We start from the raw sequence: 22860 nt of genomic DNA, 5'->3' as shown, positions 1-22860 counted from the left end.
TCCGCCAGCTGGCGGAGAAGTAATAAACGGCAAATGGAACTGAACAAATACAGTAAAACGATCACGCAAGACCCTACGCAACCGGCCGCACAGGCCATGCTGTACGGGATAGGACTTACAGAGGAGGACCTGAAAAAAGCCCAGGTGGGCGTCGTGAGCATGGGCTACGACGGCAACACCTGTAACATGCACCTGAACGACCTCGCCAAAGAGGTCAAAGCAGGCGTTTGGGCCAATAACCTGGTAGGATTGACCTTTCATACCATCGGCGTCAGCGATGGCATCTCCAACGGTACGGAAGGTATGCGCTATTCCCTGGTAAGCCGCGACCTGATCGCAGATTCCATTGAAACCGTGTGCGGCGCCCAGTATTACGACGCCCTCATCGCCGTACCTGGCTGCGATAAGAACATGCCCGGCTCCCTGATGGCCATGGGCCGCCTTAACCGCCCTTCCATCATGGTGTACGGTGGCACCATCGCTCCCGGTAAATATAAAGGACAGGACCTGAACATCATCTCCGCTTTTGAAGCCCTGGGCCAGAAACTGGCCGGCCAGCTGGATGAAGCGGATTTCAAAGGTATTGTACAGCATTCCTGCCCTGGCGCCGGCGCCTGTGGCGGTATGTACACTGCCAATACCATGTCCAGCGCCGCAGAAGCCCTGGGTATGAGCCTGCCCTACAGCTCTTCTAACCCTGCCCTGAGCAAGGAAAAGATCCAGGAGTGCAAAGACGCAGGTCAATACATCCGCCTGCTGCTGGAAAGAGATATCAAACCCCGCGACATTATGACCTTTGAGGCGTTCGAGAACGCGCTCACTGTGATCATCGCCCTGGGAGGCAGCACCAACGCGGTACTGCACCTCATCGCCATCGCAAGGTCTGTAGGTATCAATCTTACCCAGGACGATTTTCAGCGCATCAGCGACAAAACACCGCTGATCGCCGATCTGAAACCCAGTGGTAAATACCTGATGGAAGACCTGCACAACATTGGCGGTGTTCCCCTGGTAATGAAATACCTGCTCAAACAGGGACGCCTGCACGGCCATTGTATGACCGTAACCGGTAAAACCCTGGCAGAGAACCTGGCATCCGTGCCTGATATTGATTTCGAAACACAGAAGATCATCTTCCCCCTGGATAAGCCCCTGAAAGAAAGCGGCCATATCCAGATCCTGTACGGCAACCTGGCTGAAAAAGGCTCCGTTGCCAAGATCACCGGTAAAGAAGGCGAACGTTTCCGCGGCCCTGCTAGGGTATTTGATGGAGAGTTCGAGCTGATCGCCGGTATCCAGAGCGGCCGCGTGAAAGATGGAGATGTGGTAGTGATACGTCACGTGGGCCCGAAAGGCGCACCCGGCATGCCTGAAATGCTGAAGCCTACCTCCGCCATCATGGGCGCAGGCCTGGGCAAGAACGTTGCGCTGATCACAGACGGACGTTTCTCCGGTGGTACCCACGGTTTCGTGGTAGGGCACATTGTGCCTGAGGCCTTTGAAGGTGGTACCATTGCGCTGGTTAAAGACAATGATATGATAGAGATAGATGCAGTGAAGAACACGATCAATGTGGAAGTGAGCGATGCAGAACTGGCCGCCCGCAGGGCCCAGTGGCAACAGCCCGCGCTGAAAGCATCTAACGGTATATTATTTAAATACGCAAAACTTGTTAAAAATGCCACAGAAGGATGTGTTACCGATGAAAGCTAAGCCGGCCGATAAGCCAGCGCCCGCAGCTACTGCGCCTGTTAAATCCATAACAGGTTCAGAAGCGGTCATCCGCTCCCTCATAGCAGAAGGAGTAGAGACCATTTTCGGGTACCCCGGCGGCGCTATCATGCCAATTTATGATGCACTGTACGATTTCCAGGATCAGGTCCATCATATACTGGTCCGGCACGAACAGGGCGCTACCCATGCTGCGCAGGGGTATGCCCGTGCATCCGGCAGGGTAGGTGTGGTGTTTGCCACTTCAGGCCCCGGCGCTACCAACCTGGTAACAGGCCTGGCAGATGCGCATATGGACTCAACGCCTATGGTATGCATCACCGGACAGGTAGCCGCGCATCTCCTGGGCACAGATGCTTTCCAGGAAACAGATGTAATAGGTATCACCATGCCTATCACTAAATGGAACATCCAGGTAACACGTGCGGAAGATATTCCCGGCGCTATTGCCAAAGCGTTCTACATTGCACGCAACGGCCGTCCCGGCCCGGTGCTGGTAGATATCACTAAGAACGCGCAGGTGGCCAAAATGGATTTCGAGTATAAGAAATGTGAATACATCCGCAGCTATCACCCGGTACCTGAGCTGAAGGAAGAGGAAGTGGAAGCGGCTGCAGCGCTTATTAACAGCGCAAAGAAACCTTATATTCTCTGCGGCCACGGTGTACTGATCGCTGATGCACAGCAGGAGCTGATCGCCTTTGCTGAGAAAGCACAGATCCCTATCGCCTCTACTTTATTGGGCCTGTCTGCCGTACCGGTAGATCATCCGCTCTATGTAGGCTACCTTGGTATGCACGGTAACTATGGTCCCAATATCAAGACCAATGAGTGTGATGTGCTGATTGCAGTAGGGATGCGCTTTGACGACCGTATCACCGGCGATGTGAGCTCCTATGCCCGCCAGGCAAAAGTGGTGCACATAGAAATAGATAAAGCAGAGATCAACAAGATCATCAAGGCCGATGCCGCCGTACATGCAGATGCAAAAGCGGCGCTGCAGGCATTGCTGCCTAAGATAAAGGAACAGCGTCACGACGAATGGATCCAGGGCTTTAAAGAAGCAGATCTGCTGGAAGAAGAGAAAGTGAGCAAGCGTGAGCTGTATCCTACAGAAGGTCAGCTGAAAATGGCAGAAGTGATCCGCCTTATCTCTGAGAAAACAGGTGGTCACGCCATCCTGGTAACAGATGTAGGCCAGCACCAGATGATCGCTTCCCGTTACTATCGCTTCCAGGACCCGAACACCAACATCACCTCCGGTGGTATGGGTACCATGGGCTTTGCATTGCCTGCCGCTATGGGCGCCAAGGTAGGCACGCCCGAAAAAGAAGTGGTGGCTATCATAGGAGATGGTTGCTTCCAGATGACCTTACAGGAGCTGGGCACTATCTATCAATCGGAAATAGGCGTAAAGATCGTCATCCTCAATAACAACTTCCTGGGCATGGTACGCCAGTGGCAGCAGCTGTTCTTCGACAAACGCTACTCCTCCACTGAGATGATCAACCCTGATTTCGTACAGATCGCCAAAGGCTTCTATGTGCCCGGCAGGAAAGTAACGGAAAGAGCAGAGATCAGCGCAGCGGTAGATGAAATGCTGCAAACAAAAGGCGCTTACCTGCTGGAAGTAGTGGTAGAGAAAGAAGACAACGTATTTCCCATGGTACCGGCCGGTGCGCCTATTTCACACATCAGGCTGGAGTAGTCATCATTATAACTGTAGAAAGTATGCAAAAAGAATATACAGTAACGGTATACACGGAAGACCGTATAGGGATCACCAATCGTATCACCGTTATCTTTACCCGCAGGGGCATTAATATCACCAGCCTTACCACTGCAGAGACAGAGATACCGGGTGTGTACAAGTTCATCATCACGGTATTGTCTGAACGTGAAAAGCTGGATAAAGTAGTAGGTCAGATAGAAAAGCTGATAGAGATCCACCGTGCTTTTGTACATGAGGAAGATGAAGTGGTGTACCAGGAACTGGCGCTGTACAAGATCTCTACCAAGTCGCTGCACAACGGTAATATCGAGCAACTGATCCGGGATAATCACGCGCGCATTCTCACGATCACCGCCGATTATTTCGTCATAGAAAAAACAGGCCACCAGCAGGAGCTGATAGACATGCTGAAGAAGCTGGAGCCATATGGCCTGATCGAATATTCCAAAAGCGGCCGCGTAGCCATTGTAAAATGGAGCCGCCGTTTTCATGATCACCTGAAAGAACTGGCGGCAAAAGAAGCAGATAATTTTAGCTAAATAGTCGTCAGTCATTAGTCGTTAGTCGTTAGTGATTAACGCGGAGATGATATTCGCTGCATTCACTAACGACTAACGACTAATGACTAACGACTGATAAACTGATAACTTAAAACTAACAACTAAACAAAACATGGCAACCATCAATTTTGGCGGGGTACTGGAAGACGTAGTAACCAGAGAAGAATTCCCCATGGAAAAGGCGAGAGAAGTGCTGAAGAACGAAACCATCGCTATCATCGGTTACGGCGTGCAAGGCCCCGGCCAGGCATTGAACCTGAAAGACAATGGCTTTAATGTGATCATTGGTCAGCGTAAGGATTCAAAAACCTGGGACAAAGCCGTTGCTGACGGTTGGGTACCTGGTAAAACACTGTTCGAGATCGAAGAAGCTGCACAGAAAGGCACCATCATCCAGTTCCTGCTGTCTGATGCTGGCCAGATCACGCTGTGGCCTACATTGAAGCAGTATCTTACTCCCGGTAAGGCATTGTACTTTTCCCATGGCTTTGGTATTACTTACAAAGACCAGACTGGCATCATTCCTCCTGCTGATGTAGATGTGATCCTGGTAGCTCCCAAAGGTTCCGGTACTTCCCTGCGCAGGTTGTTCCTCGCTGGTCAGGGCCTGAACTCCAGCTTTGCTATCTTCCAGGATGCTACCGGTAAAGCCCGTGAGCGCGTGATCGCCCTGGGTATCGGTGTAGGTTCCGGTTACCTGTTTGAAACAGATTTCAAGAAAGAAGTATTCAGCGATCTGACCGGTGAGCGTGGTACCCTGATGGGTTGCATCCAGGGCATCTTCGCTGCTCAGTACGAAACACTGCGCAGGAATGGTCACTCTCCTTCTGAAGCTTTCAATGAAACAGTTGAAGAGCTGACACAATCCCTGATGCCGCTGGTAGCAGAGAATGGTATGGACTGGATGTATGCTAACTGTTCTACTACCGCTCAGCGTGGTGCACTGGATTGGTGGAAGAAGTTCAAAGACGCTACCCAACCCGTATTCGACGAGCTGTATGCAAGCGTAGCTGCTGGTAAAGAAGCTGCCCGCTCTATCGCTTCCAACAGCCAGGCAGACTACCGCGAAAAGCTGAACGAAGAACTGAAAGAACTGCGCGAAAGCGAAATGTGGCAGGCTGGCGCCGCTGTGCGTAAGCTGCGTCCCGGCAAGTAGAGCAATTAACAATTAAGAATTAATAATTAATAATCGCAGCGGAGGTGTTTCATGGAACATTGCCCTGCGATTCTTAATTTTAATAGTTGCGTTTCGTCCAGGAACTGCCTTGCTATTATTAATCATTAATTATTAATTCTTAATTATCACCCATAGAAGCAAATTAGTAATTATGTCTGAAGTCGTGAGCAGTGTAGGTGTCCCCGGCATCCTCGAAGCTGCAGTGAAACTGAAACCGGTGGTGAACCGCACGCCGCTTACCTATAGCGCCACCCTCTCCCGGCGTTACAATTGTGATGTATACCTGAAAAGGGAAGACATGCAGATCGTACGCTCGTATAAACTGCGCGGCGCTTATAACCTGCTCAGCACCCTTGACCGCAAACAGCTGGAGAACGGCGTTACCTGCGCCAGTGCAGGCAACCATGCCCAGGGCTTTGCCTATGCCTGCCGCCAGATGGGCATCCATGGCGTAGTGTTCATGCCAATCATCACACCCAAGCAGAAAGTGAACCAGGTGACCATGTTCGGGGGCGATCATATCCGCATCGAGCTCGTAGGCGATACCTTTGATGATTGCGCCCAGGAAGCGCAGGCTTTCACCAAAGAGCACGGCATGACCTTTATCCCGCCTTTCGATGATCCCCGCATCATTGAAGGACAAGGCACCGTTGCCGTGGAGATCCTCGAAGACCAGCCCCTGGTAGATTACCTCTTTGTACCGGTGGGTGGCGGTGGATTATCTGCAGGTGTAGGCACTTATTTTAAAACATACAGTCCGCAAACCACCATCGTAGGCGTAGAGCCCGAAGGCGCTCCTTCTATGCTGCGCGCTTTGGAGAACGGCGCACCTGTTACCCTCAACGAAATTGACCGCTTTGTAGACGGCGCTGCTGTTAAAAGAGTAGGGCAGCTAACGTTCAGCATCTGCAAAGAAGTGCTCAGCAAAATGCACCTGGTGCCGGAAGGAAAGGTATGCTCTACCATTCTTAAATTGTACAATGAAGACGCTATCGTAGTAGAACCCGCAGGCGCACTGTCTATCGCTGCCCTCGACGATTTTGCGGATGAAATCAAAGGCAAGCGCGTGGTGTGCATCGTAAGCGGCAGCAACAATGATATAGACCGTATGCAGGAGATCAAGGAACGCTCCTTGTTATATGAAGGCCTGAAGCATTATTTCATTATCCGCTTTGCACAAAGGCCGGGCGCGCTCAAAGACCTGCTCAACAATGTGCTGGGCCCTAATGATGATATTACGCGTTTTGAGTACATCCAGAAACACAATAAAGAAACCGGCCCAGCGCTGGTAGGAATAGAGCTCAGGAAGCGGGAAGATTATGACAGGCTGGTCGCCAGGCTCCGCCAATACAATTTCCATTATACGGAATTGAACAAAGACGATAATTTGTTCGGATATTTGGTGTAGCTGTCGGGAAAGGAACTGTTTTAACTATTCTTTTAATACGCAGGCAGGCTCTGGATGCGTTATCACTTTGGCAGGCCCGGAATGGCAGCAAAATTGAGCAAGAATATAAAACGATCCAACGATGGAAGCAGCGATATTACCCCGGTTCGGAGATGCCGGCGCCTTTAAGATAGCAGATGTTCCCATACCCCGGCCATCCGCCGGACAACTGCTGGTGAAGATCAAGGCAGCCGGATTGAACCCGGTAGATTACAAAACACGTACAGGCAAAGGACAGGCAGCACAATTCACCCTCCCCGCCATACTGGGCTGGGATATAGCCGGCCAGATAGCAGACGCGGGACAGGGGGCTCACAAATTCAAGCCCGGAGACCGTATTTTCGGTATGAGCAATTTCCCCAAGCCTGCGAATGCTTATGCCCAATTTGCCGTAGTACAGGAAGACGAGTTTGCCCTCATCCCTGATAATATACCAGACGAGATGGCCGGTGCTACGCCGCTGGCCGCCCTCACCGCCCTGGAAGCATTGGCTGACCACGCCAGGCTCAAAGCAGGTATGCGCGTATTGATCCATGCCGCTGCAGGTGGAGTAGGGCATATTGCTGTACAGCTGGCGCGCATCACAGGCGCTTATGTGATTGGTACGGCTTCTGCCCCGAACCACGCCTGGGTAAAAGAGCTGGGCGCCAATGAAGTGATCGACTACCGGGAACAGCGTTTCGAAGAAGCGATACAGCCGGTAGATGTAGTGATCGACATGATGGGCGGCGAAACCTCTCTACGTTCCCTTGATATCATCAAACCCGGCGGCACGATGGTTTGCCTGCCCTCCATGTATAAAGACGATCCTGCCGTGCTGGCGAAGGCGAAGGACAAGCAGGCCCAGGTGATCTGGCCTATTGTAAGGCCTTCCGGCGCGCGCATGGAACAGATCGCCGTCCTGATGGCAGACGGAAAGCTGACGGTAAAAGTAGCGGCCGTTTTCTCATTGAAAGAGGTGGCCAAAGCGCATGAGCTGCTAGAAACGCACCATGTGCAGGGCAAGGTGGTATTAATACCTAATGCTACTCCATGCTGAGTTATTGGGAAAAACAAAGCCTGCTGCAATATGATCATATCGTATTGGGTAGCGGCATCGTAGGCCTGTCTGCCGCTATCAGCCTAAAGGAGCGTGAGCCCCGGGCCAGGGTGATGGTGCTCGAAAGAGCTTTACTACCCACGGGCGCCAGCACCAGGAATGCTGGCTTTGCATGTATTGGCAGCCTTACCGAAATACTGGCAGACCTGAAGACCCTGTCTCCTGAACAAACTATTGCCCTGGTGGCCCAACGCCGTAAAGGCCTGCAAATGCTGCGGCAACGCCTGGGAGATGAGCGCATTGGCTACCGCGAGCAAGGCAGCTATGAGCTGATCAGCGAACAGGAACTGCCTGCCCTGGATTTGCTGTCTGCCACCAATGATCTCTTGCAACCCGTATTGGGCGGCGCAGCCTTCACGCTTGTAAATGATCATATACCGCGCTTTGCATTTAATGCTGCCTATGCCCGCGCCCTGGTGCAGAATAACTATGAAGGCGAACTGCATACAGGCAAAATGATGCGCGCCCTTATCGACCTGGCCATTGAGAAGAAAGTGGAGATTAAGACAGGCTGTAATGCCCTGCGCCTGGAAGAAACACGTACTGGCGTGAACGTTATTGTGCAGCAGAATGCCGTACCGGAAGAAATTCCTTTCCATTGCAGCAAGCTGGCCATCTGCACCAACGCCTTTACCAAAACGCTCCTCCCCGAACTGGAGCTGCAGCCAGGCCGTGGCCAGGTGCTCATCACCAACCCCATTCCGGGGCTGCCCTTTAAAGGCATCTTCCATATGGACGAAGGCTATTTCTATTTCCGTGAACTGGAGGGAAGGGTACTTTTCGGCGGAGGCCGCAACCTTGACTTTACGGGGGAAGCCACCACTGCATTCGATCTCAATAGCCGGATCCAGGAGGCGCTCGAAGAAAAATTACGTACCGTGATCCTGCCGGGACGCTCCTTTACTATCGCCGACCGCTGGACCGGCATCATGGCCTTCGGCCCCAACAAGCAGCCCATCCTCCGGCCCTGGTCCGAAAATATTTTCCTTGGCGTACGCATGGGCGGCATGGGCGTGGCCATCGGCAGCGCCGTAGGAGAGGAGCTGGCGGGAATGATGCTCAGTCGTTAGGCGACAGTCGACAGTTGTCAGTTGTCAGTTGTCAGTCGTCAGTTGTCAGTCGTTAGTTGTCAGTTGTTAGTAGACGTCGGCCTGGTCCGCTTCGATCCCTGACAACTGACAACTAACGACTGACAACTAACGACTATTTTTCTCTAAACCAAAATACTTTCCTATATTGATCCGTTTTTTACCAAATCGCAACCCAATTGCTATTTGATTTCATGTTATTCAAAAAATAAAGCCATTATTCAACACCACGTTAAATAATTATGCAAAAGAGCTTACAATTCCTGGACTACGCCGTGTTTCTGGTGTACTTTGTTATCGTGGCCGGTTACGGCATTTATATCTACAGGAAGAAAAAGAAGGCCACCACTGATACAAAGGACTTCTTCCTGGCAGAAGGATCTCTTACCTGGTGGGCCATTGGCGCTTCCCTTATCGCATCCAACATTTCTGCAGAGCAGTTCATCGGGATGTCCGGCTCCGGTTTTGCAATGGGCCTCGCTATCTCTACCTACGAGTGGATGGCGGCTGCCACGCTGGTGATTGTGGCGATATTTTTTATACCCGTATATCTTAAGAATAAGATCTACACCATGCCGCAATTCCTCGCACAGCGGTATGATAACCGGGTAGCAACGGTCATGGCTGTCTTCTGGCTGCTGCTGTACGTTTTCGTGAACCTTACTTCCATCTTATACCTGGGCGCGCTGGCGGTGCATGAGATTTCCGGGTTCAGCTTCACCACCTGCGTACTGGGACTAGCCATCTTTTCCGTATTCATCACACTGGGTGGTATGAAGGTGATCGGTTATACGGATGTGATCCAGGTGTTCTTCCTGATCCTGGGTGGTTTGGCCACCACTTACCTGGCCCTGAACCTGGTGGCAGAACATTTTGGTGGCAGCGGGCTCCTTCAGGGCCTCGGTCAGCTGCGTAAAGTAGCGCCGGAGCACTTCCACATGATCTTAGACAAATCCAATCCTCACTATAATGATTTGCCCGGTCTTACGGTGCTGATAGGCGGTATGTGGATCGTGAACCTGAACTACTGGGGTTGTAACCAATATATCACTCAGCGTGCGCTGGGCGCAGATCTGAAAACAGCCCGCGGTGGTATCCTCTTTGCTGCTTTCCTGAAGCTCCTGATGCCGGTGATTGTGGTGCTGCCCGGGATTGCTGCTTATGTATTGTATAAAAACGGAGGATTTCAGCAGGAGATGGTTGATGCTTCCGGAACGGTGAAACCGGACCATGCCTATCCTGTGCTGCTCAACCTGTTGCCGGTAGGCCTGAAAGGGCTTTCCTTCGCAGCGCTAACAGCCGCCATTGTGGCTTCCCTGGCAGGTAAAGCCAACAGTATCAGCACCATCTTTACGCTCGATATTTACAGGCACTTCTTCAAGAAAGATGCTACAGAGCAGCACCTGGTGAAAACAGGCCGTATAGCTATTATTGTTGCCACCATCGTGGCCGTGATAGTAGCGCCCCAGCTTAGTAACCTGGATCAGGGCTTCCAATACATCCAGGAATATACCGGCTTTATCTCCCCCGGCGTATTTGCTATCTTTATATTGGGCTTCTTCTGGAAACGTACTACTTCTGCAGCTGCGCTGACAGGCGCGCTGTTGTCTATACCGCTGTCTACCCTCATTAAATTCACCATGCCTGAGATGCCTTTCCTGGATCGTATGGGCTGGATCTTTGTGATCATTGTTGCTATCATGGTGATCATGACGATGCTTGATCCGAAAAGCAAGAACAATCCGAAAGGCCTTGAAGTGGATGGTTCCATGTTCAAGACCTCCGGTGGTTTTGCCGTAGGTGCAATTTTAATCTGTGGTATACTGGCTGCTTTGTATACCGTGTTCTGGTAATCGTTTACGAAGGTTGCGGTAAGATGTGATATTTGAATTGAACATCAAACTTCAAACCTCAAACTTCAAACTTTTAAGATGTACTTACTTGGTTACGATATTGGGTCTTCTTCCGTAAAAGCTGCGCTGCTGGATGTAGCGAGCGGTAAATGTGTAGCCAGCGCCACCAGTCCGGCGCAGGAAATGCCGATGCAGGCGCCGCAGGCCGGTTGGGCCGAACAGGACCCTGAGCGCTGGTGGCAGGAAATACAACACGCTACCCGCCTGCTGCTGCAGCAACATCCCCTGGATGGAAAGAATGTGGCAGGTATAGGCATTGCCTATCAAATGCACGGACTTGTGTGTGTAGATAAGGATCAGCAGGTATTGCGCCCATCCATCATCTGGTGCGATAGCCGCGCTGTGAATATCGGCAACAAAGCCTTTGCGCAGCTGGGACATGAATATTGCCTGGAACACCTGCTGAACTCTCCCGGTAACTTCACAGCGTCTAAACTGCGCTGGGTACAGGAGAACGAACCGGAGGTCTATGCCCGCATCCATAAGATAATGCTGCCGGGTGATTTCATTGCCATGCGCATGACAGGCGAGGCCTGTACAACTATTTCGGGCCTGTCTGAAGGCATCTTCTGGGATTTTTCGGCCAACGCCGTTGCCCAGTCCCTGCTGGATTATTATAAGATCGATCGTTCCCTTTTAGCTGATATCGTGCCCACCTTCGGGCTGCAAGGCAAGCTCACAGAGCAGGCAGCAAAATTACTGGGCCTGGCGCCCGGCATACCGGTTACCTACCGCGCCGGCGATCAGCCTAACAATGCCTTCTCCCTGAACGTGCTGAACCCGGGAGAGGCCGCCACTACTGCCGGCACTTCCGGCGTGGTGTACGCTGTGCACAACCAGATCGCTTTTGATGAGCAAAGCCGCGTGAACACATTCGTACATGTGAACAACACGGAAAAGGATATACGCAACGGTGTGCTGATGTGCCTTAATGGTACCGGCATCCTGAACAGCTGGTTAAGAAGTGCAACCGGCTCGCTGCCTTACGAGGAAATGAACGCCCTGGCAGCTAAAGCGCCTGCAGGCGCCGCCGGACTGCGCATCTATCCCTTCGGCAATGGTGCAGAGCGTATCCTTGCCAACCAGGAGAGCGGCGCTGTTATACAGAACCTGCAATTCAACACACATAACAGAGAGCACCTGCTGCGTGCCGCACAGGAAGGGATCGTATTCGCGCTCGCTTACGGTGTGGATATCATGAAAGAGATGCAGATGGATATACGGCGCGTAAGAGCCGGACATGCCAACATGTTCCTCAGTCCCCTGTTCCGCCAGGTATTTGCCAATACGCTGAACGTGGTGATAGAGCTGTATAATACCGATGGCGCCCAGGGCGCTGCCCGCGCCGCCGGGATAGGAGCAGGCCTCTTCTCACAGGCAGATGCCTTTAAAGGCATGGAATGCATTGCTACGGTAGAACCGGATGAAGGACAACAAACTTACCAGCAGATCTATACAGAATGGCTGGCAGGCATGACCCAACCCGCATTACATTTCGAGTAAACAAACACATACAAAAGTAAAGGCCGTGTCTATTTTTTGGACGCGGCCTTTTACTTTTGTACCTGTTTATATGCCTGAAGTACCATGAACAAATTGATCATATGCCTGCTGCTCATTACGCAGGCAGCGTTTTCACAAAGAGTATTCACGTTCAATTACGTGTAGTCAGCACCTTTACCGTCACCAGCAGCTGCCCGGTATGCCGCATGGTATGTTCTGCCGCATGGAATAATAAGCCGAGCACAGTGGAAGGCAGCTGTTTACGGCCTACGGTCCTTATTTCCGTGAGTTGCGCAGGCTGCAGGTTTTTTAATTGTTCAATGGCCTGGGTTATCCGCGCATCAAATGCATCTACTAAGGCCTGCAAACGGATGCTATCTTCAGCCGCACCTTCTGCGGCCAGGTACTGCAACTGCGCGGGAGAAAGCGCCTGTCCTTGTGCGTAAGCGAACAAACGATCCAGCACACCGGTGAGGTGTTGCAGATGGAAACCTACGGAAGCTACACCCGCCGGGCGTTCCCACAGCAATGCCTCCGGGAAATCTTTCATCAGTTCAAGGATCTCCTCTCTTGCCTGCAGCAGGGCATGTGCCACCGGTTGCAGTAACGCAGGTATGCCTGGGAGAGGGCCGCGTAACCAAACTTCCGGTAATTTTATATCCGCCATTTTTTATTTTTTAACGAAGATATGCTGCAGGTTGGGTAATTTAGACCTCATTTTGCAACACATTTATGTCATTCAATATACAAGCGTTTCAACAGAATGGGTTTGATATTATCGCCCTGAAAGATAACAAGAGCGGTGCGCAGGTGGAGATCATTCCCTCCCATGGGGCCATGCTGCATGCTTTCCGCGTACAGCATAAGGGACAGCTCTTAAATATCATCGATAATTTCGAGAGCAAGGAAGAATATCAGCAGCAGTTTGCCAACACTTTCAAAGGCGTGAAACTGAGCCCTTTTGCCTGTCGCATTCCAGACAAACAATACGAATGGCGCGAGCAATCCTATAAGATCAAAAAATCAGTGCTGTCGGACCACGCCATTCACGGGCTCTTATACGACGCCGAATTTACAGTGGTAGATCAAACGGCTTCAGCAGAAAGCGCAAGCCTGCTGCTGGAGTATGATTACAAAGCAGAGGACGCCGGCTATCCTTTCCATTACAGTTGCCGGGTGCGCTATACACTCTTGCCGGATCATCAGCTGGAAATAAAAACCACGCTCAGCAATCATGAGGCTACGCCTATCCCGGTGATGGATGGCTGGCATCCTTATTTTACCACCGGCACTCCCGTGGATGAGCTGGAACTACAGTTCTCCGCTACCTGGCTGGTAGAGTTCGATGAGCGCCTGGTGCCCAATGGCAACCTGGAGCCCTGCGAAGAATTTCTGCAACCTTTACTGCTGGAAGGCGTGTCATTGGATAATTCCTTCCTGTTAAGTTTTGATAATCCTGGCCCGTCCTGCAGCCTGTACGACCGTAAACAGGGTATTACCATCGATTTCTACCCGGAAGATACTTATCCTGTATTACAGGTATACATACCGCCCCACCGCCGCAGTATTGCCATAGAGAACCTGAGCGGCGCGCCGGATGCTTTTAACAACGGGATGGGGTTGTACCAGCTGGAACGCGATGAGCCCCGCACCTTTGGCACGCGTATCCAGGTCCGGCTGGCATAGTCTTTGGATTTTCCTTTCTGTAACCTTATTGTTCACCATTAAATAGAATGTTATGGATAACTTACAGATCAAAGGAAAATGGAACGAGATTAAGGGCAAACTGAAAAAGCAGTATGCAGATCTTACTGACGACGACCTGCTGTACCAGGAAGGTGAAGAGGATAGGCTGATAGGCAAGCTGCAGCAGAAATTGGGAAAATCAAGGGATGAAGTGATCAAAATGCTGAGATCTGTCTGATTTAGAACGATATTTTCCCACCATAAAAAAATCCTTCCTGAAAAGGAAGGATTTTTCTTTTTTAACAACTTGTGAGTTACTTTGTTCTAATTTTCATCCATATCTGAACAAATGAAATACATAAGCGCTTTATTGCTTGTAGGCTGCATGATGGTGGCGCAGCAATTACAGGCCCAGGTAACTGTTACCGGCCAGCTCACAGACAAGGATAACAAACTCCTGGTACTGCCCTACGCCTCTATCATTAATAAGACTACCGGGAAAAGAGCTTATTCTGACCAGGGAGGCTTCTATCGCATCTCTGCCAGTCCCCGCGATATGATCGTATTTACTTTCGTTGGTTATAAACCGGATAGTATTACAGTACAGCAGTCCAGCGGTACCGAAACCCGTAACGTGGAACTGCAGGTGGAGGGTAAAGTGTTGCGAAGTGTTGAGGTAACTGCTCATTACACACCCTATCAGCTGGACTCTATTGCGCGGCGCGATCAATATGGTTTTATCCTCGATAAGGAGAACAAGCCATTGGCAGGAGGCAGTACCCCGCAGGGATTCGGGCTTACTTTCAGTCCAATTACCCGATACTCAAGAAGAGAGAAACAGAAAAGGGAGTTCAAGAAGAATTTTGAGAAAGCAGAACATGAACGATATGTGGATTCCCGTTATACCCCGGTGCTGGTTGCCCAGGTGACCGGCCTCAAAGGAGATTCCCTGCTGCAGTTCATGAGTGAAGTTCGTCCCGATTACGAAACGATGCGTATGATGCGCCAGGAAGACCTCTTGTACTGGATCACAGATAAGTACCGGGCCTGGAAGAAATAATTATCCGCCAGCAGGCGAACACCAATATTGAAAAGGGCTGCACTTTAACGGTGCAGCCCTTTATACTTATTCTAAGGCCAATTTTTCTTCGTTTATCAGTTATACACCTTCACCATGTACACAAAATCTTCCAGTTTCTTGATCTGATCTACGCGGCTCAGGGTATTCAGGTTGTTCTTGCGGGTCCATTCCCTGCGGGGAAGTTTTTCTTTAGGCATTTCTTCCAGCAGGCGTTTCAGGTGAAAGGATTTTACCGCGAAGGCTATACCGTCAGAGGTAGTTTGTTTGCCGGTGATGATCCCTACAATATTACCCTCATTATCCATCAGCGGGGCGCCGCTGTTGCCCGGGTTTACGGGGATGGATACCTGGTAAGCTACGGTATCGCCCTGGAAGCCGGTTTGGGCGCTGATGTACCCTTTACCATACACGATTTCGTCGCGGGGATAGCCCATGGTGAACACTTCTTCACCTAACCTTACCGCCTGTGGTTTCAGGCTATAGGGGAGGGGCTGGCTTTTAAAGGTGCTGTCAGCTATTTTCAGGATGGCCAGGTCGGCAGAAATATCCTCGAATATGCTGTTGGCTTTAAAGGCCTCGCCTTTGTTGTTCTGCACATACACGGAGTCGGCGCCAGCCACTACATGATAATTGGTAATGATATAGCCGTTGGTAGAGATGGCAAAGCCGGTTCCGCCATAGGTGCCGGGGTTGGCAGGTGCTTTCTTGTTATTGTTAATGTCTTTGATCAGGGCGTTCTGGGAGCGTTGTATATTATTTAATACACGCCTAACGTCCTCATACTGTGAAGTGCTTTTCTGCCTGGCGGCCTGTTGCATGATGGCGATGGTCGCCAGGGAGGTTACCAGGGCGATACAGGCGGCCGCAGCCAGGTTGGTAAGGGTACGCCTGCGCGGATAGCCGGATTTGCGCAGGGTGTGTACCGTCGCCTCCGGTTTGGAGCGCAGTTGCTCCATATTTATAGCGGAGTGTATCTTGTCCATCTTCTGCTGCAGATCTTTCCGCCGGCCGTATTGTTGAAATGTATCCAGGAAAGCCTGCTGCTCGATGACCTGGCGGTCCAGGGCAGCATCCGCTTTCCGGAGCGCTTCAAAAGCGGCCTTTTCCGGCTCGCTCATCTGGCCCTCCAGGTAGCGTTCTATTTCCTGTAATATTTGAAGCTGATCTTTCATCACCGTTCCCTTTAATAATTGTTTGGTATAGTTAGATTCCTTTTATTTATTATGGTTTACCCCTGTGTATTGGTCAAAAAACAGCTTTTTTAACCGCATCAGGCATTTATATTTCTGGTTCTTGGCATTGTCGGGGTTGGTATAACCAAACTTTTCGGCAATGTCCTGCATGGATAGTTTTCGCAGATAATAATCTTCCAGCAGCGTCTTACAGGGTTCGCCCAGGTTTCCCATGGCTTTTTGCATCACATTGAACTGTTCGTCCCTTTTCTGATGCTCCTCCATGGTATCTTCCAGGGGGAGTGTTTCTTCCAGTCCGTCCGAGAGCGCTACCTGCCAGGTATTGCCCTGTAATTTCTTCAGCCACAGGTGGCGGCAAACTGCATAAAGGAATGTTTTCAGTTTGCTGTAAAGATCAAAGCCTCCCTGCTGCACCTTTTCATAAAGAACGATCATGGCTTCCTGGAAAAGGTCTTTGGCGTCATCCTCCGATCCGTTATTCTGGAGCACCATCCTCAAAATGGCAGGAAAATTATCCAGGTAAATGGTTTTCAGTGCCTTGTCGTCATCCCGGGCCAGTCCTTCCAGTAACTCCTTATCCCTTGCTATGTTTAGATTATCATTCACTTATTAATACAATTATGCGCTTTTGGTAACCCAAAGTAGCGAAAAATAAATTTCAAATTTTTTTTCGGATGCTGGGTTACCTTTTCCCGAACCCGGTATAAAGGTTAAATTAATTTCCAAACCTTAAAAACATTGTACAATGAAGAATGCTCTGAAAATTGGTTTCCTGGCACTGGCTTTTGGTCTTTTCGTAACCGCTTGCGGTTCTGGCACTGGCACTGGCGAATCTGCTGATTCTGCTACTAACGCTGCTACCGAAGCCATCGATTCAACTGCTGCTGCTGCTGATTCTTCTATCAACGCTGTTGCTGACTCTGCAAAGAACGCAGTTGATTCAGTTGCTGCTGATACTACTCATCACTAATCTGAGGCAAGCAAAAAAGGTTATTATAAAAAAGCCGTTTGGGTCAACCCGAACGGTTTTTTTTGTGCCTGAGCCTGCCGGGCTCCTCGTTTTTTGAATGGAAACCAGGTTTTTAGTCCTTTTATTAAATAAAATATAATTTTTAACGGGTGGCCTTGGATAATAAAAAGCACAGCGTATTTTTGTTGGGCAATTAAGATTACATATATGATCCGCACAGCGACCTTTGGATACTTTTATGGTTTTTACTTTTTCTGGTACCAGAAATAAGGAGGTCGCTTGTAAGTATCAAAAAGATAAAGAAACTAGCAAAAGGGCCTCCTGAAGAAGGGGCCCTTTCTGATTTTATAAGATTACAGATTACAGTTATGTTACAGAAACGTTTCGGCATTTATTTCTTCTACTTTTTCTTTTACTTCTTTTACGTGGAGAAGGCCGGGACTCTTTTGTAATAACTGATCACATAAGATTTTACAAAATAAGGGTCCCGGCTCTCCCGGGACCTTTTTTATTACCGTAACTGAACTAACGAATAACAACTAACGACTAAATTTATGCGGATCGCAATCCAGGGTTTTGAAGGATCTTTTCACCAGATAGCTGCACAGAGCTACTTCGGCAAGCAAACGGAAGTTGAATGCTGCGCCTCTTTCGCTGAGCTGGTGAGGAAAGCAAAACAACAACCCGATGTGGACGCCGGTGTAATGGCCATAGAAAACTCCATCGCCGGCAGCATTTTGCCCAACTACAGCCTGCTCAAGAATTCGGGCCTGCATGTGAACGGGGAAGTATACCTGCAGATCAAACAGCAGCTCATGGTACTGCCCGGACAAACCCTGGAAGATATCCGGGAAGTGCATTCCCACCCGATGGCCCTGCTGCAGTGTATGGACTTCCTGGAAAAGCACCCGCATATTAAACTGGTGGAAACAGAAGATACGGCCCTCAGCGCCAAACACGTGGCCCAGAAAAAGCTGAAAAGCACCGCCGCCATCGCCGGCAAACTGGCCGCCGACATCTTCGGTCTCGATATCATCGCCCCTAACATCCACACCGCAAAGAACAATTACACCCGCTTCCTGGTTATCTCCCGTAACGGTGTAACACCTGCTCCCGACGCCAATAAAGCCTCCGTATATTTTCAGACTTCCCATGACAGGGGAAGCCTGGCTAAAGTGCTTACCAAAATTGCAGAAGCAGGCATTAACCTGTCTAAGCTGCAGTCTTTTCCAATACCGGCCAAAGAATGGACCTACTATTTCCACGCCGATATGGAATTTGAGCACCAGGACCTTTTCCATAAAGGCCTGGAGCGCATCACGCCACTGACAGAACATCTGAAAGTATTAGGGATCTATAAAAAAGGAAATACGCATTAATATGAATATCGCGGTAGCCAAAAGATTACAGCACACAGAAGAATACTACTTCTCAAGGAAGCTGCGGGAGATAGACGAAATGAACAAGGCGGGAGCCAATGTCATTAACCTGGGCATCGGTAGTCCGGACCTGCCCCCGCACCCCTCCGTAATAGCGGCGCTGAACGAATACGCGCAAAAGCCCAATACCCATGCTTACCAGGGGTATAAAGGCATACCGGCCCTGCGCAATGCCATGGCGGCCTGGTACCAGCGTTTCTACGGCGTGTCCCTGGATGCGGATACCGAAGTGCTGCCGCTCATCGGCTCCAAGGAAGGCATCATGCACATCTGCATGACCTACCTGCAGGAAGGCGATGAAGCCCTGGTACCCAACCCGGGTTATCCTACCTACCGCTCTGCCGTTCAGCTGAGTGGGGCTACCGTGGTGGATTATGACCTGGAAGAAAAGAACAACTGGCTGCCCGACCTGGACGCCCTGGCTAAAAGGGACCTCAGTCGCGTAAAGCTTATGTGGGTGAACTATCCGCATATGCCTACCGGCGCCATTACCAATACAGCATTCGCTAAGGAGCTCATCGCATTTGCCAAAAAGCATAATATCCTGATCTGTCACGATAACCCCTACAGCTTCATCCTGAACGATCGCCCCGAAAGCCTGCTCCAGGTCGAAGGCGCCCGGGATGTGGTATTGGAGCTGAACTCCCTCAGCAAATCATCCAATATGGCGGGTTGGCGTATAGGCATGTTAGTAGGCAAGGCTGCCTGGATCAACGAAGTGCTGCGCTTCAAAAGCAATATGGACTCCGGTATGTTTCAGCCCGTACAGATGGCGGCTGTAAAAGCCCTTGAACTGGGACAGGACTGGTACGACGGACTGAATACCATCTACCGTGGCCGCCGCCAGAAAGTGTTCGAGCTGCTGCAGCTGCTGAACTGCACTTTCGACACCAGGCAGGTAGGCATGTTCGTATGGGCAAAGATCCCCGCTACTGCAAAAGACGGGTACGAGGTGACCGATGAGATCCTGCAAAAGGCGCATGTATTCATCACGCCCGGCGGCATCTTCGGTAGTAACGGCAACGGTTATATCCGCGTAAGCCTGTGTAAGGATGAAGCAGTGTTTGCTGAAGCAATTAATCGTATCCGTGCAATTAAGGATAAGAATTAAAAATTAAGAATTAATAATTAAGAATCGCAACACATGTCTTTAGCCTGGCACTTGTACTACGATTATTAATTCTTCATTATTCATTATTAATTATTTTATGGTCGCAACAATTGTAGGCGTAGGATTAATAGGCGGGTCAATGGCCATCACCCTGAAAGAAAAAGGGATGATCAGCCGTGTCCTGGGCGTAGACCAGCGTGAAGAGAACTTGCGGAAAGCACAGGAACTGAAGATCATTGACGAAGCGGTGAGCCTGGAAAAGGCCATGCAGCAATCATCGCTCATCATACTGGCGGTACCGGTAGATGCGCTGTTGCAGCTGCTGCCGGCAGTATTGGATAATGCACAGCCACATCATGTGATCATGGATGTAGGCTCTACCAAGAAACAAATATTACAGCTCGTTGCCGGTCATCCCAACAGGGGACGCTGGGTTGCCGCCCACCCGATGGCCGGCACCGAGTATTCCGGTCCCGAAGCCGCCATACCGAATCTTTTCACCAACCGTACGATGGTGCTCTGCGATGTGAAGAACAGCGATGAAGATGCGCTGGAAGTGATAGAGAGCCTGGTAGAAAACCTGCAGATGCGACTGGTGTACATGAACGGGGAAGAACATGATCTGCATACGGCCTACGTATCTCACATCTCCCACATTACTTCTTTCGCGCTGGCGCTGACCGTACTGAAGAAGGAGAAGGAGCAGGGCCGCATTTTTGAGCTGGCCAGCGGTGGTTTTGAATCTACCGTGCGTTTGGCCAAGAGCTCGCCCGATATGTGGGTGCCTATCTTCAAGCATAACCGCAACAATGTGCTGGACGTGCTGGAAGAGCATATTCACCAGCTGGAGCAGATGAAGAAATTACTGGAAGAAGAAGACTACGATACATTTTACAAGCTTATACAGAAATCAAATAAAATCAGGAAAATTCTAAAATAACTAACATGGAACAGATCTTAGCAAAAACAAAATTCGCTGATCCATCTTCGGATAAAAAGCCGCTGATCATCTCAGGGCCTTGCAGCGCAGAAACAGAAGAGCAGGTACTGGCTACTGCCCTGGCCCTCTCCAAGACCGGTAAAGTGGACGTGCTCCGCGCGGGCATCTGGAAACCCCGTACCCGTCCTGGTTCTTTCGAAGGTATCGGCACCAAAGGCCTGCCCTGGTTACAGAAGGCAAAAGAGCTGACCGGCATGCCCATCGCCATCGAAGTAGCTACCGCTAAGCAGGTGGAAGACGCCCTGCACTTCGGCGTAGACATCCTGTGGGTAGGCGCCCGTACCACGGTGAACCCTTTCTCCGTACAGGAAGTAGCAGACGCCTTGAAAGGTGTAGACACTACCGTACTGATCAAAAATCCGATCAACCCGGACCTCGAACTGTGGATCGGCGCTGTTGAGCGTATCCAGAAAGCAGGTATCAACAAACTGGGATTGATCCACCGCGGCTTCTCCAGCTATGGCAATACTGAATTCCGTAATGCTCCCATGTGGCACCTGGCTATCGAAGTAAAGCGCCGTATGACCGGTATCCCCATGATCTGCGATCCCAGCCACATCGGCGGCCGCCGCGACATCCTGCAGGAAATTGCCCAGGAAGCAGTTGACCTGGATTACGATGGCCTGATGCTGGAAACGCACGTAGATCCTGATAATGCATGGAGCGATGCCAAACAGCAGGTAACGCCCGAAAGATTGGCAGAGATATTGGATGGTATCACCTGGCGCCATGAGCATACCAACAAGAAGGAATTCAACACCGCCCTGGAAAAGCTCCGCGCCCAGATCAACCAGATCGACGACGAGATCATGCAGCTGCTGGGTAACCGTATGAAAGTGGCTGAGAAAATAGGCGAATACAAAAAAGAGAACAATATCACTATCCTGCAAACCAATCGCTGGAATGAGATCCTGGAACGTGGTATCCGCAAGGGTGAGAAACTGGGCCTGACCAAAGACTTCATCCTGAAATACTTCGACGCTGTTCACCTGGAATCTATCAACAGGCAGAACAAAGTAATGAACGAAGACAAAAAGTAATAAACGGCCATCAGCTAACAGCTAATAGCCAACAGCTAATTGCTATTTAACATGCGCACACTCAAATACCAATTTCAGCAAAGCACCACCACTTATCACCTGGGGGCAGATCTGGCGCAGCTGGGAGATTTTGTGGACCAGTCACGCACCGTACTGGTAGTAGACGAGAACGTGGATAAATATCACGGCCACAAATTCGCCAACTGGAGAAAGCTGGTGATTCCCGATGGGGAAGATTGTAAGACCTGGGAAGTACTGGAACAGATCATTAATGGCCTGATAGAACTGGAAGCAGACAGGAAAACGATGCTGGTTGGTATTGGAGGGGGTATGCTCACAGACATGGCAGGTTTTGCCGCCAGCATTTATATGCGCGGTATCTCCTTTGCTTTTGTGCCTTCTACCTTACTGGCCCAGGTAGACGCGTCTATAGGTGGGAAGAACGGCATCAGCCACGGTGTGCATAAGAACATGCTGGGTATCATCCGGCAGCCGGACTTCATCCTCTTTGACTATACGCTGCCGTCTACCATGCCTGCAGAAGAGTGGCATAACGGTTTTGCAGAGATCATCAAGTATGCCTGCATACTGGATGCAGACCTGTTTAACTACCTGGAGCAAAACCGTGATAAAGCCATGGAGCGTAATGTGGAAGTGCTGCAATTCCTGGTGGAACGTTCTGTGCAGCTGAAAACACAGGTAGTGCTGGAAGATGAATTCGAGACCGGTCCCCGCCGCTGGCTGAACTTTGGTCATACCCTTGGGCATGCGGTGGAAAAGATAGAAAGCATCGCTCACGGCCAGGCAGTGGCCATTGGTATGGTGGCTGCCGCCAAGATCTCTGAAAAGCTGAACGGCTTTCCTTCAGACCAGACCAACCGGCTGATGCGCCTGATCAACGATTACCAGTTGCCCGTAACGCTGACTTCCGATAAGGAGAAAGTGTTCGATATCTTCAGGCTCGATAAAAAAAGGGAAAAGGATTTTATCCATTTCGTGCTGCTGGACTCCATTGGCAAGGCTGTAACAAAGCCGGTGCCGCTGGATGTGCTTAAACAGTTATTACAGGAATTATAACGGTCTTGAATGT

The 22860-nt window shown here is 50.4% G+C and carries 21 protein-coding genes; 18 read left to right on the top strand and 3 right to left on the bottom strand.

Features of this window, described 5'->3' with window-relative positions:
• Positions 1-33 precede the first annotated feature (33 nt).
• The 9 genes from ilvD (at position 34) to ACR9Y8_RS10370 (ending at position 12250) form a co-directional block, all read left to right on the top strand.
• Positions 34-1713 carry a dihydroxy-acid dehydratase gene (gene ilvD / locus ACR9Y8_RS10410; RefSeq protein ID WP_481213194.1) on the top strand — a complete coding sequence of 560 codons (1680 nt, stop codon included), beginning with the start codon at positions 34-36 and terminating at the stop codon, positions 1711-1713.
• Positions 1679-3439 carry a biosynthetic-type acetolactate synthase large subunit gene (gene ilvB / locus ACR9Y8_RS10405; protein WP_481213193.1) on the top strand — a complete coding sequence of 587 codons (1761 nt, stop codon included), beginning with the start codon at positions 1679-1681 and terminating at the stop codon, positions 3437-3439. Before ilvD ends, ilvB begins: the two co-directional genes overlap by 35 nt.
• Positions 3440-3462: 23 nt before the next feature.
• A complete protein-coding gene (gene ilvN, locus ACR9Y8_RS10400) occupies positions 3463-4002 on the top strand; it encodes an acetolactate synthase small subunit (RefSeq protein ID WP_481213192.1) in 540 nt (179 codons plus the stop codon).
• Between the two features lie 133 nt (positions 4003-4135).
• The gene (gene ilvC / locus ACR9Y8_RS10395; RefSeq protein ID WP_481213191.1) at positions 4136-5179 is read left to right on the top strand and encodes a ketol-acid reductoisomerase; all 1044 of its coding nucleotides are present in this window, start codon (positions 4136-4138) and stop codon (positions 5177-5179) included.
• A 172-nt stretch (positions 5180-5351) separates the two neighbouring features.
• Positions 5352-6608 carry a threonine ammonia-lyase IlvA gene (gene ilvA / locus ACR9Y8_RS10390; protein ID WP_481213190.1) on the top strand — a complete coding sequence of 419 codons (1257 nt, stop codon included), beginning with the start codon at positions 5352-5354 and terminating at the stop codon, positions 6606-6608.
• A 121-nt stretch (positions 6609-6729) separates the two neighbouring features.
• Entirely contained in the window at positions 6730-7686 is a 957-nt protein-coding gene (locus ACR9Y8_RS10385) for an NADP-dependent oxidoreductase (RefSeq protein WP_481213189.1), read from the top strand.
• Complete coding sequence (locus ACR9Y8_RS10380) at positions 7680-8816, top strand: NAD(P)/FAD-dependent oxidoreductase (protein WP_481213188.1); 1137 nt, start codon at positions 7680-7682, stop codon at positions 8814-8816. Before ACR9Y8_RS10385 ends, ACR9Y8_RS10380 begins: the two co-directional genes overlap by 7 nt.
• A gap of 260 nt (positions 8817-9076) precedes the next feature.
• Positions 9077-10687 carry a sodium/sugar symporter gene (locus ACR9Y8_RS10375; protein ID WP_481213187.1) on the top strand — a complete coding sequence of 537 codons (1611 nt, stop codon included), beginning with the start codon at positions 9077-9079 and terminating at the stop codon, positions 10685-10687.
• A 78-nt stretch (positions 10688-10765) separates the two neighbouring features.
• Complete coding sequence (locus ACR9Y8_RS10370; RefSeq protein ID WP_481213186.1) at positions 10766-12250, top strand: xylulokinase; 1485 nt, start codon at positions 10766-10768, stop codon at positions 12248-12250.
• 151 nt (positions 12251-12401) lie between these two features.
• On the opposite strand, the gene ACR9Y8_RS10365 is transcribed toward ACR9Y8_RS10370, so the two are convergent.
• On the bottom strand, positions 12402-12917 hold the full coding sequence (locus ACR9Y8_RS10365; protein ID WP_481213185.1) for a DinB family protein: 516 nt from the start codon (positions 12915-12917) through the stop codon (positions 12402-12404).
• Between the two features lie 65 nt (positions 12918-12982).
• On the opposite strand from ACR9Y8_RS10365, the gene ACR9Y8_RS10360 reads away from it, so the two are divergent.
• From ACR9Y8_RS10360 to ACR9Y8_RS10350, 3 genes are all read left to right on the top strand, one after another.
• Positions 12983-13936 (top strand): aldose epimerase family protein, encoded by a 954-nt coding sequence (locus ACR9Y8_RS10360; RefSeq protein WP_481213184.1) that lies wholly within the window; start codon positions 12983-12985, stop codon positions 13934-13936.
• 52 nt (positions 13937-13988) lie between these two features.
• Positions 13989-14174: a CsbD family protein gene (locus ACR9Y8_RS10355; protein ID WP_481213183.1), complete on the top strand. Its 186-nt coding sequence runs from the start codon at positions 13989-13991 to the stop codon at positions 14172-14174.
• A gap of 111 nt (positions 14175-14285) precedes the next feature.
• Complete coding sequence (locus tag ACR9Y8_RS10350) at positions 14286-14996, top strand: carboxypeptidase-like regulatory domain-containing protein (RefSeq protein WP_481213182.1); 711 nt, start codon at positions 14286-14288, stop codon at positions 14994-14996.
• A 95-nt stretch (positions 14997-15091) separates the two neighbouring features.
• On the opposite strand, the gene ACR9Y8_RS10345 is transcribed toward ACR9Y8_RS10350, so the two are convergent.
• Positions 15092-16189, bottom strand: a complete 1098-nt coding sequence (locus ACR9Y8_RS10345) for a S1C family serine protease (protein ID WP_481213181.1) — start codon at positions 16187-16189, stop codon at positions 15092-15094.
• A gap of 42 nt (positions 16190-16231) precedes the next feature.
• Positions 16232-16816, bottom strand: a complete 585-nt coding sequence (locus tag ACR9Y8_RS10340) for an RNA polymerase sigma factor (RefSeq protein WP_481213180.1) — start codon at positions 16814-16816, stop codon at positions 16232-16234.
• Between the two features lie 139 nt (positions 16817-16955).
• Between ACR9Y8_RS10340 and ACR9Y8_RS10335 the strand changes: the two genes are divergently transcribed.
• From ACR9Y8_RS10335 to aroB, 6 genes are all read left to right on the top strand, one after another.
• Positions 16956-17180: a hypothetical protein gene (locus ACR9Y8_RS10335; protein WP_481213179.1), complete on the top strand. Its 225-nt coding sequence runs from the start codon at positions 16956-16958 to the stop codon at positions 17178-17180.
• Between the two features lie 554 nt (positions 17181-17734).
• A complete protein-coding gene (locus ACR9Y8_RS10330) occupies positions 17735-18559 on the top strand; it encodes a prephenate dehydratase (RefSeq protein WP_481213178.1) in 825 nt (274 codons plus the stop codon).
• A gap of 1 nt (position 18560) precedes the next feature.
• On the top strand, positions 18561-19730 hold the full coding sequence (locus ACR9Y8_RS10325) for a pyridoxal phosphate-dependent aminotransferase (RefSeq protein WP_481213177.1): 1170 nt from the start codon (positions 18561-18563) through the stop codon (positions 19728-19730).
• 97 nt (positions 19731-19827) lie between these two features.
• Positions 19828-20670: a prephenate dehydrogenase gene (locus tag ACR9Y8_RS10320; RefSeq protein WP_481213176.1), complete on the top strand. Its 843-nt coding sequence runs from the start codon at positions 19828-19830 to the stop codon at positions 20668-20670.
• A 5-nt stretch (positions 20671-20675) separates the two neighbouring features.
• Positions 20676-21770: a chorismate mutase gene (locus tag ACR9Y8_RS10315; protein WP_481213175.1), complete on the top strand. Its 1095-nt coding sequence runs from the start codon at positions 20676-20678 to the stop codon at positions 21768-21770.
• A gap of 51 nt (positions 21771-21821) precedes the next feature.
• On the top strand, positions 21822-22847 hold the full coding sequence (aroB, locus tag ACR9Y8_RS10310; protein WP_481213174.1) for a 3-dehydroquinate synthase: 1026 nt from the start codon (positions 21822-21824) through the stop codon (positions 22845-22847).
• Positions 22848-22860: the final 13 nt, after the last annotated feature.

This window comes from Chitinophaga sp. SVR4-12A (assembly GCF_056754765.1).
Note: the sequence above shows the minus strand (reverse complement) of the source record. Positions and strands in the feature narration are given on the sequence as shown.

Coding starts and splice junctions, on each gene's coding strand:
- ACR9Y8_RS10370 (WP_481213186.1), top strand. CDS start 10,766: ATGTACTTACTTGGTTACGATATTGGGTCTTCTTCCGTAAAAGCTGCG.
- ACR9Y8_RS10365 (WP_481213185.1), bottom strand. CDS start 12,917: ATGGCGGATATAAAATTACCGGAAGTTTGGTTACGCGGCCCTCTCCCA.
- ilvB (WP_481213193.1), top strand. CDS start 1,679: ATGCCACAGAAGGATGTGTTACCGATGAAAGCTAAGCCGGCCGATAAG.
- ACR9Y8_RS10320 (WP_481213176.1), top strand. CDS start 19,828: ATGGTCGCAACAATTGTAGGCGTAGGATTAATAGGCGGGTCAATGGCC.
- ACR9Y8_RS10380 (WP_481213188.1), top strand. CDS start 7,680: ATGCTGAGTTATTGGGAAAAACAAAGCCTGCTGCAATATGATCATATC.
- aroB (WP_481213174.1), top strand. CDS start 21,822: ATGCGCACACTCAAATACCAATTTCAGCAAAGCACCACCACTTATCAC.
- ilvA (WP_481213190.1), top strand. CDS start 5,352: ATGTCTGAAGTCGTGAGCAGTGTAGGTGTCCCCGGCATCCTCGAAGCT.
- ACR9Y8_RS10375 (WP_481213187.1), top strand. CDS start 9,077: ATGCAAAAGAGCTTACAATTCCTGGACTACGCCGTGTTTCTGGTGTAC.
- ilvD (WP_481213194.1), top strand. CDS start 34: ATGGAACTGAACAAATACAGTAAAACGATCACGCAAGACCCTACGCAA.
- ACR9Y8_RS10335 (WP_481213179.1), top strand. CDS start 16,956: ATGAAGAATGCTCTGAAAATTGGTTTCCTGGCACTGGCTTTTGGTCTT.
- ACR9Y8_RS10330 (WP_481213178.1), top strand. CDS start 17,735: ATGCGGATCGCAATCCAGGGTTTTGAAGGATCTTTTCACCAGATAGCT.
- ACR9Y8_RS10325 (WP_481213177.1), top strand. CDS start 18,561: ATGAATATCGCGGTAGCCAAAAGATTACAGCACACAGAAGAATACTAC.
- ACR9Y8_RS10315 (WP_481213175.1), top strand. CDS start 20,676: ATGGAACAGATCTTAGCAAAAACAAAATTCGCTGATCCATCTTCGGAT.
- ilvC (WP_481213191.1), top strand. CDS start 4,136: ATGGCAACCATCAATTTTGGCGGGGTACTGGAAGACGTAGTAACCAGA.
- ACR9Y8_RS10385 (WP_481213189.1), top strand. CDS start 6,730: ATGGAAGCAGCGATATTACCCCGGTTCGGAGATGCCGGCGCCTTTAAG.
- ACR9Y8_RS10360 (WP_481213184.1), top strand. CDS start 12,983: ATGTCATTCAATATACAAGCGTTTCAACAGAATGGGTTTGATATTATC.
- ACR9Y8_RS10355 (WP_481213183.1), top strand. CDS start 13,989: ATGGATAACTTACAGATCAAAGGAAAATGGAACGAGATTAAGGGCAAA.
- ACR9Y8_RS10345 (WP_481213181.1), bottom strand. CDS start 16,189: ATGAAAGATCAGCTTCAAATATTACAGGAAATAGAACGCTACCTGGAG.
- ilvN (WP_481213192.1), top strand. CDS start 3,463: ATGCAAAAAGAATATACAGTAACGGTATACACGGAAGACCGTATAGGG.
- ACR9Y8_RS10350 (WP_481213182.1), top strand. CDS start 14,286: ATGAAATACATAAGCGCTTTATTGCTTGTAGGCTGCATGATGGTGGCG.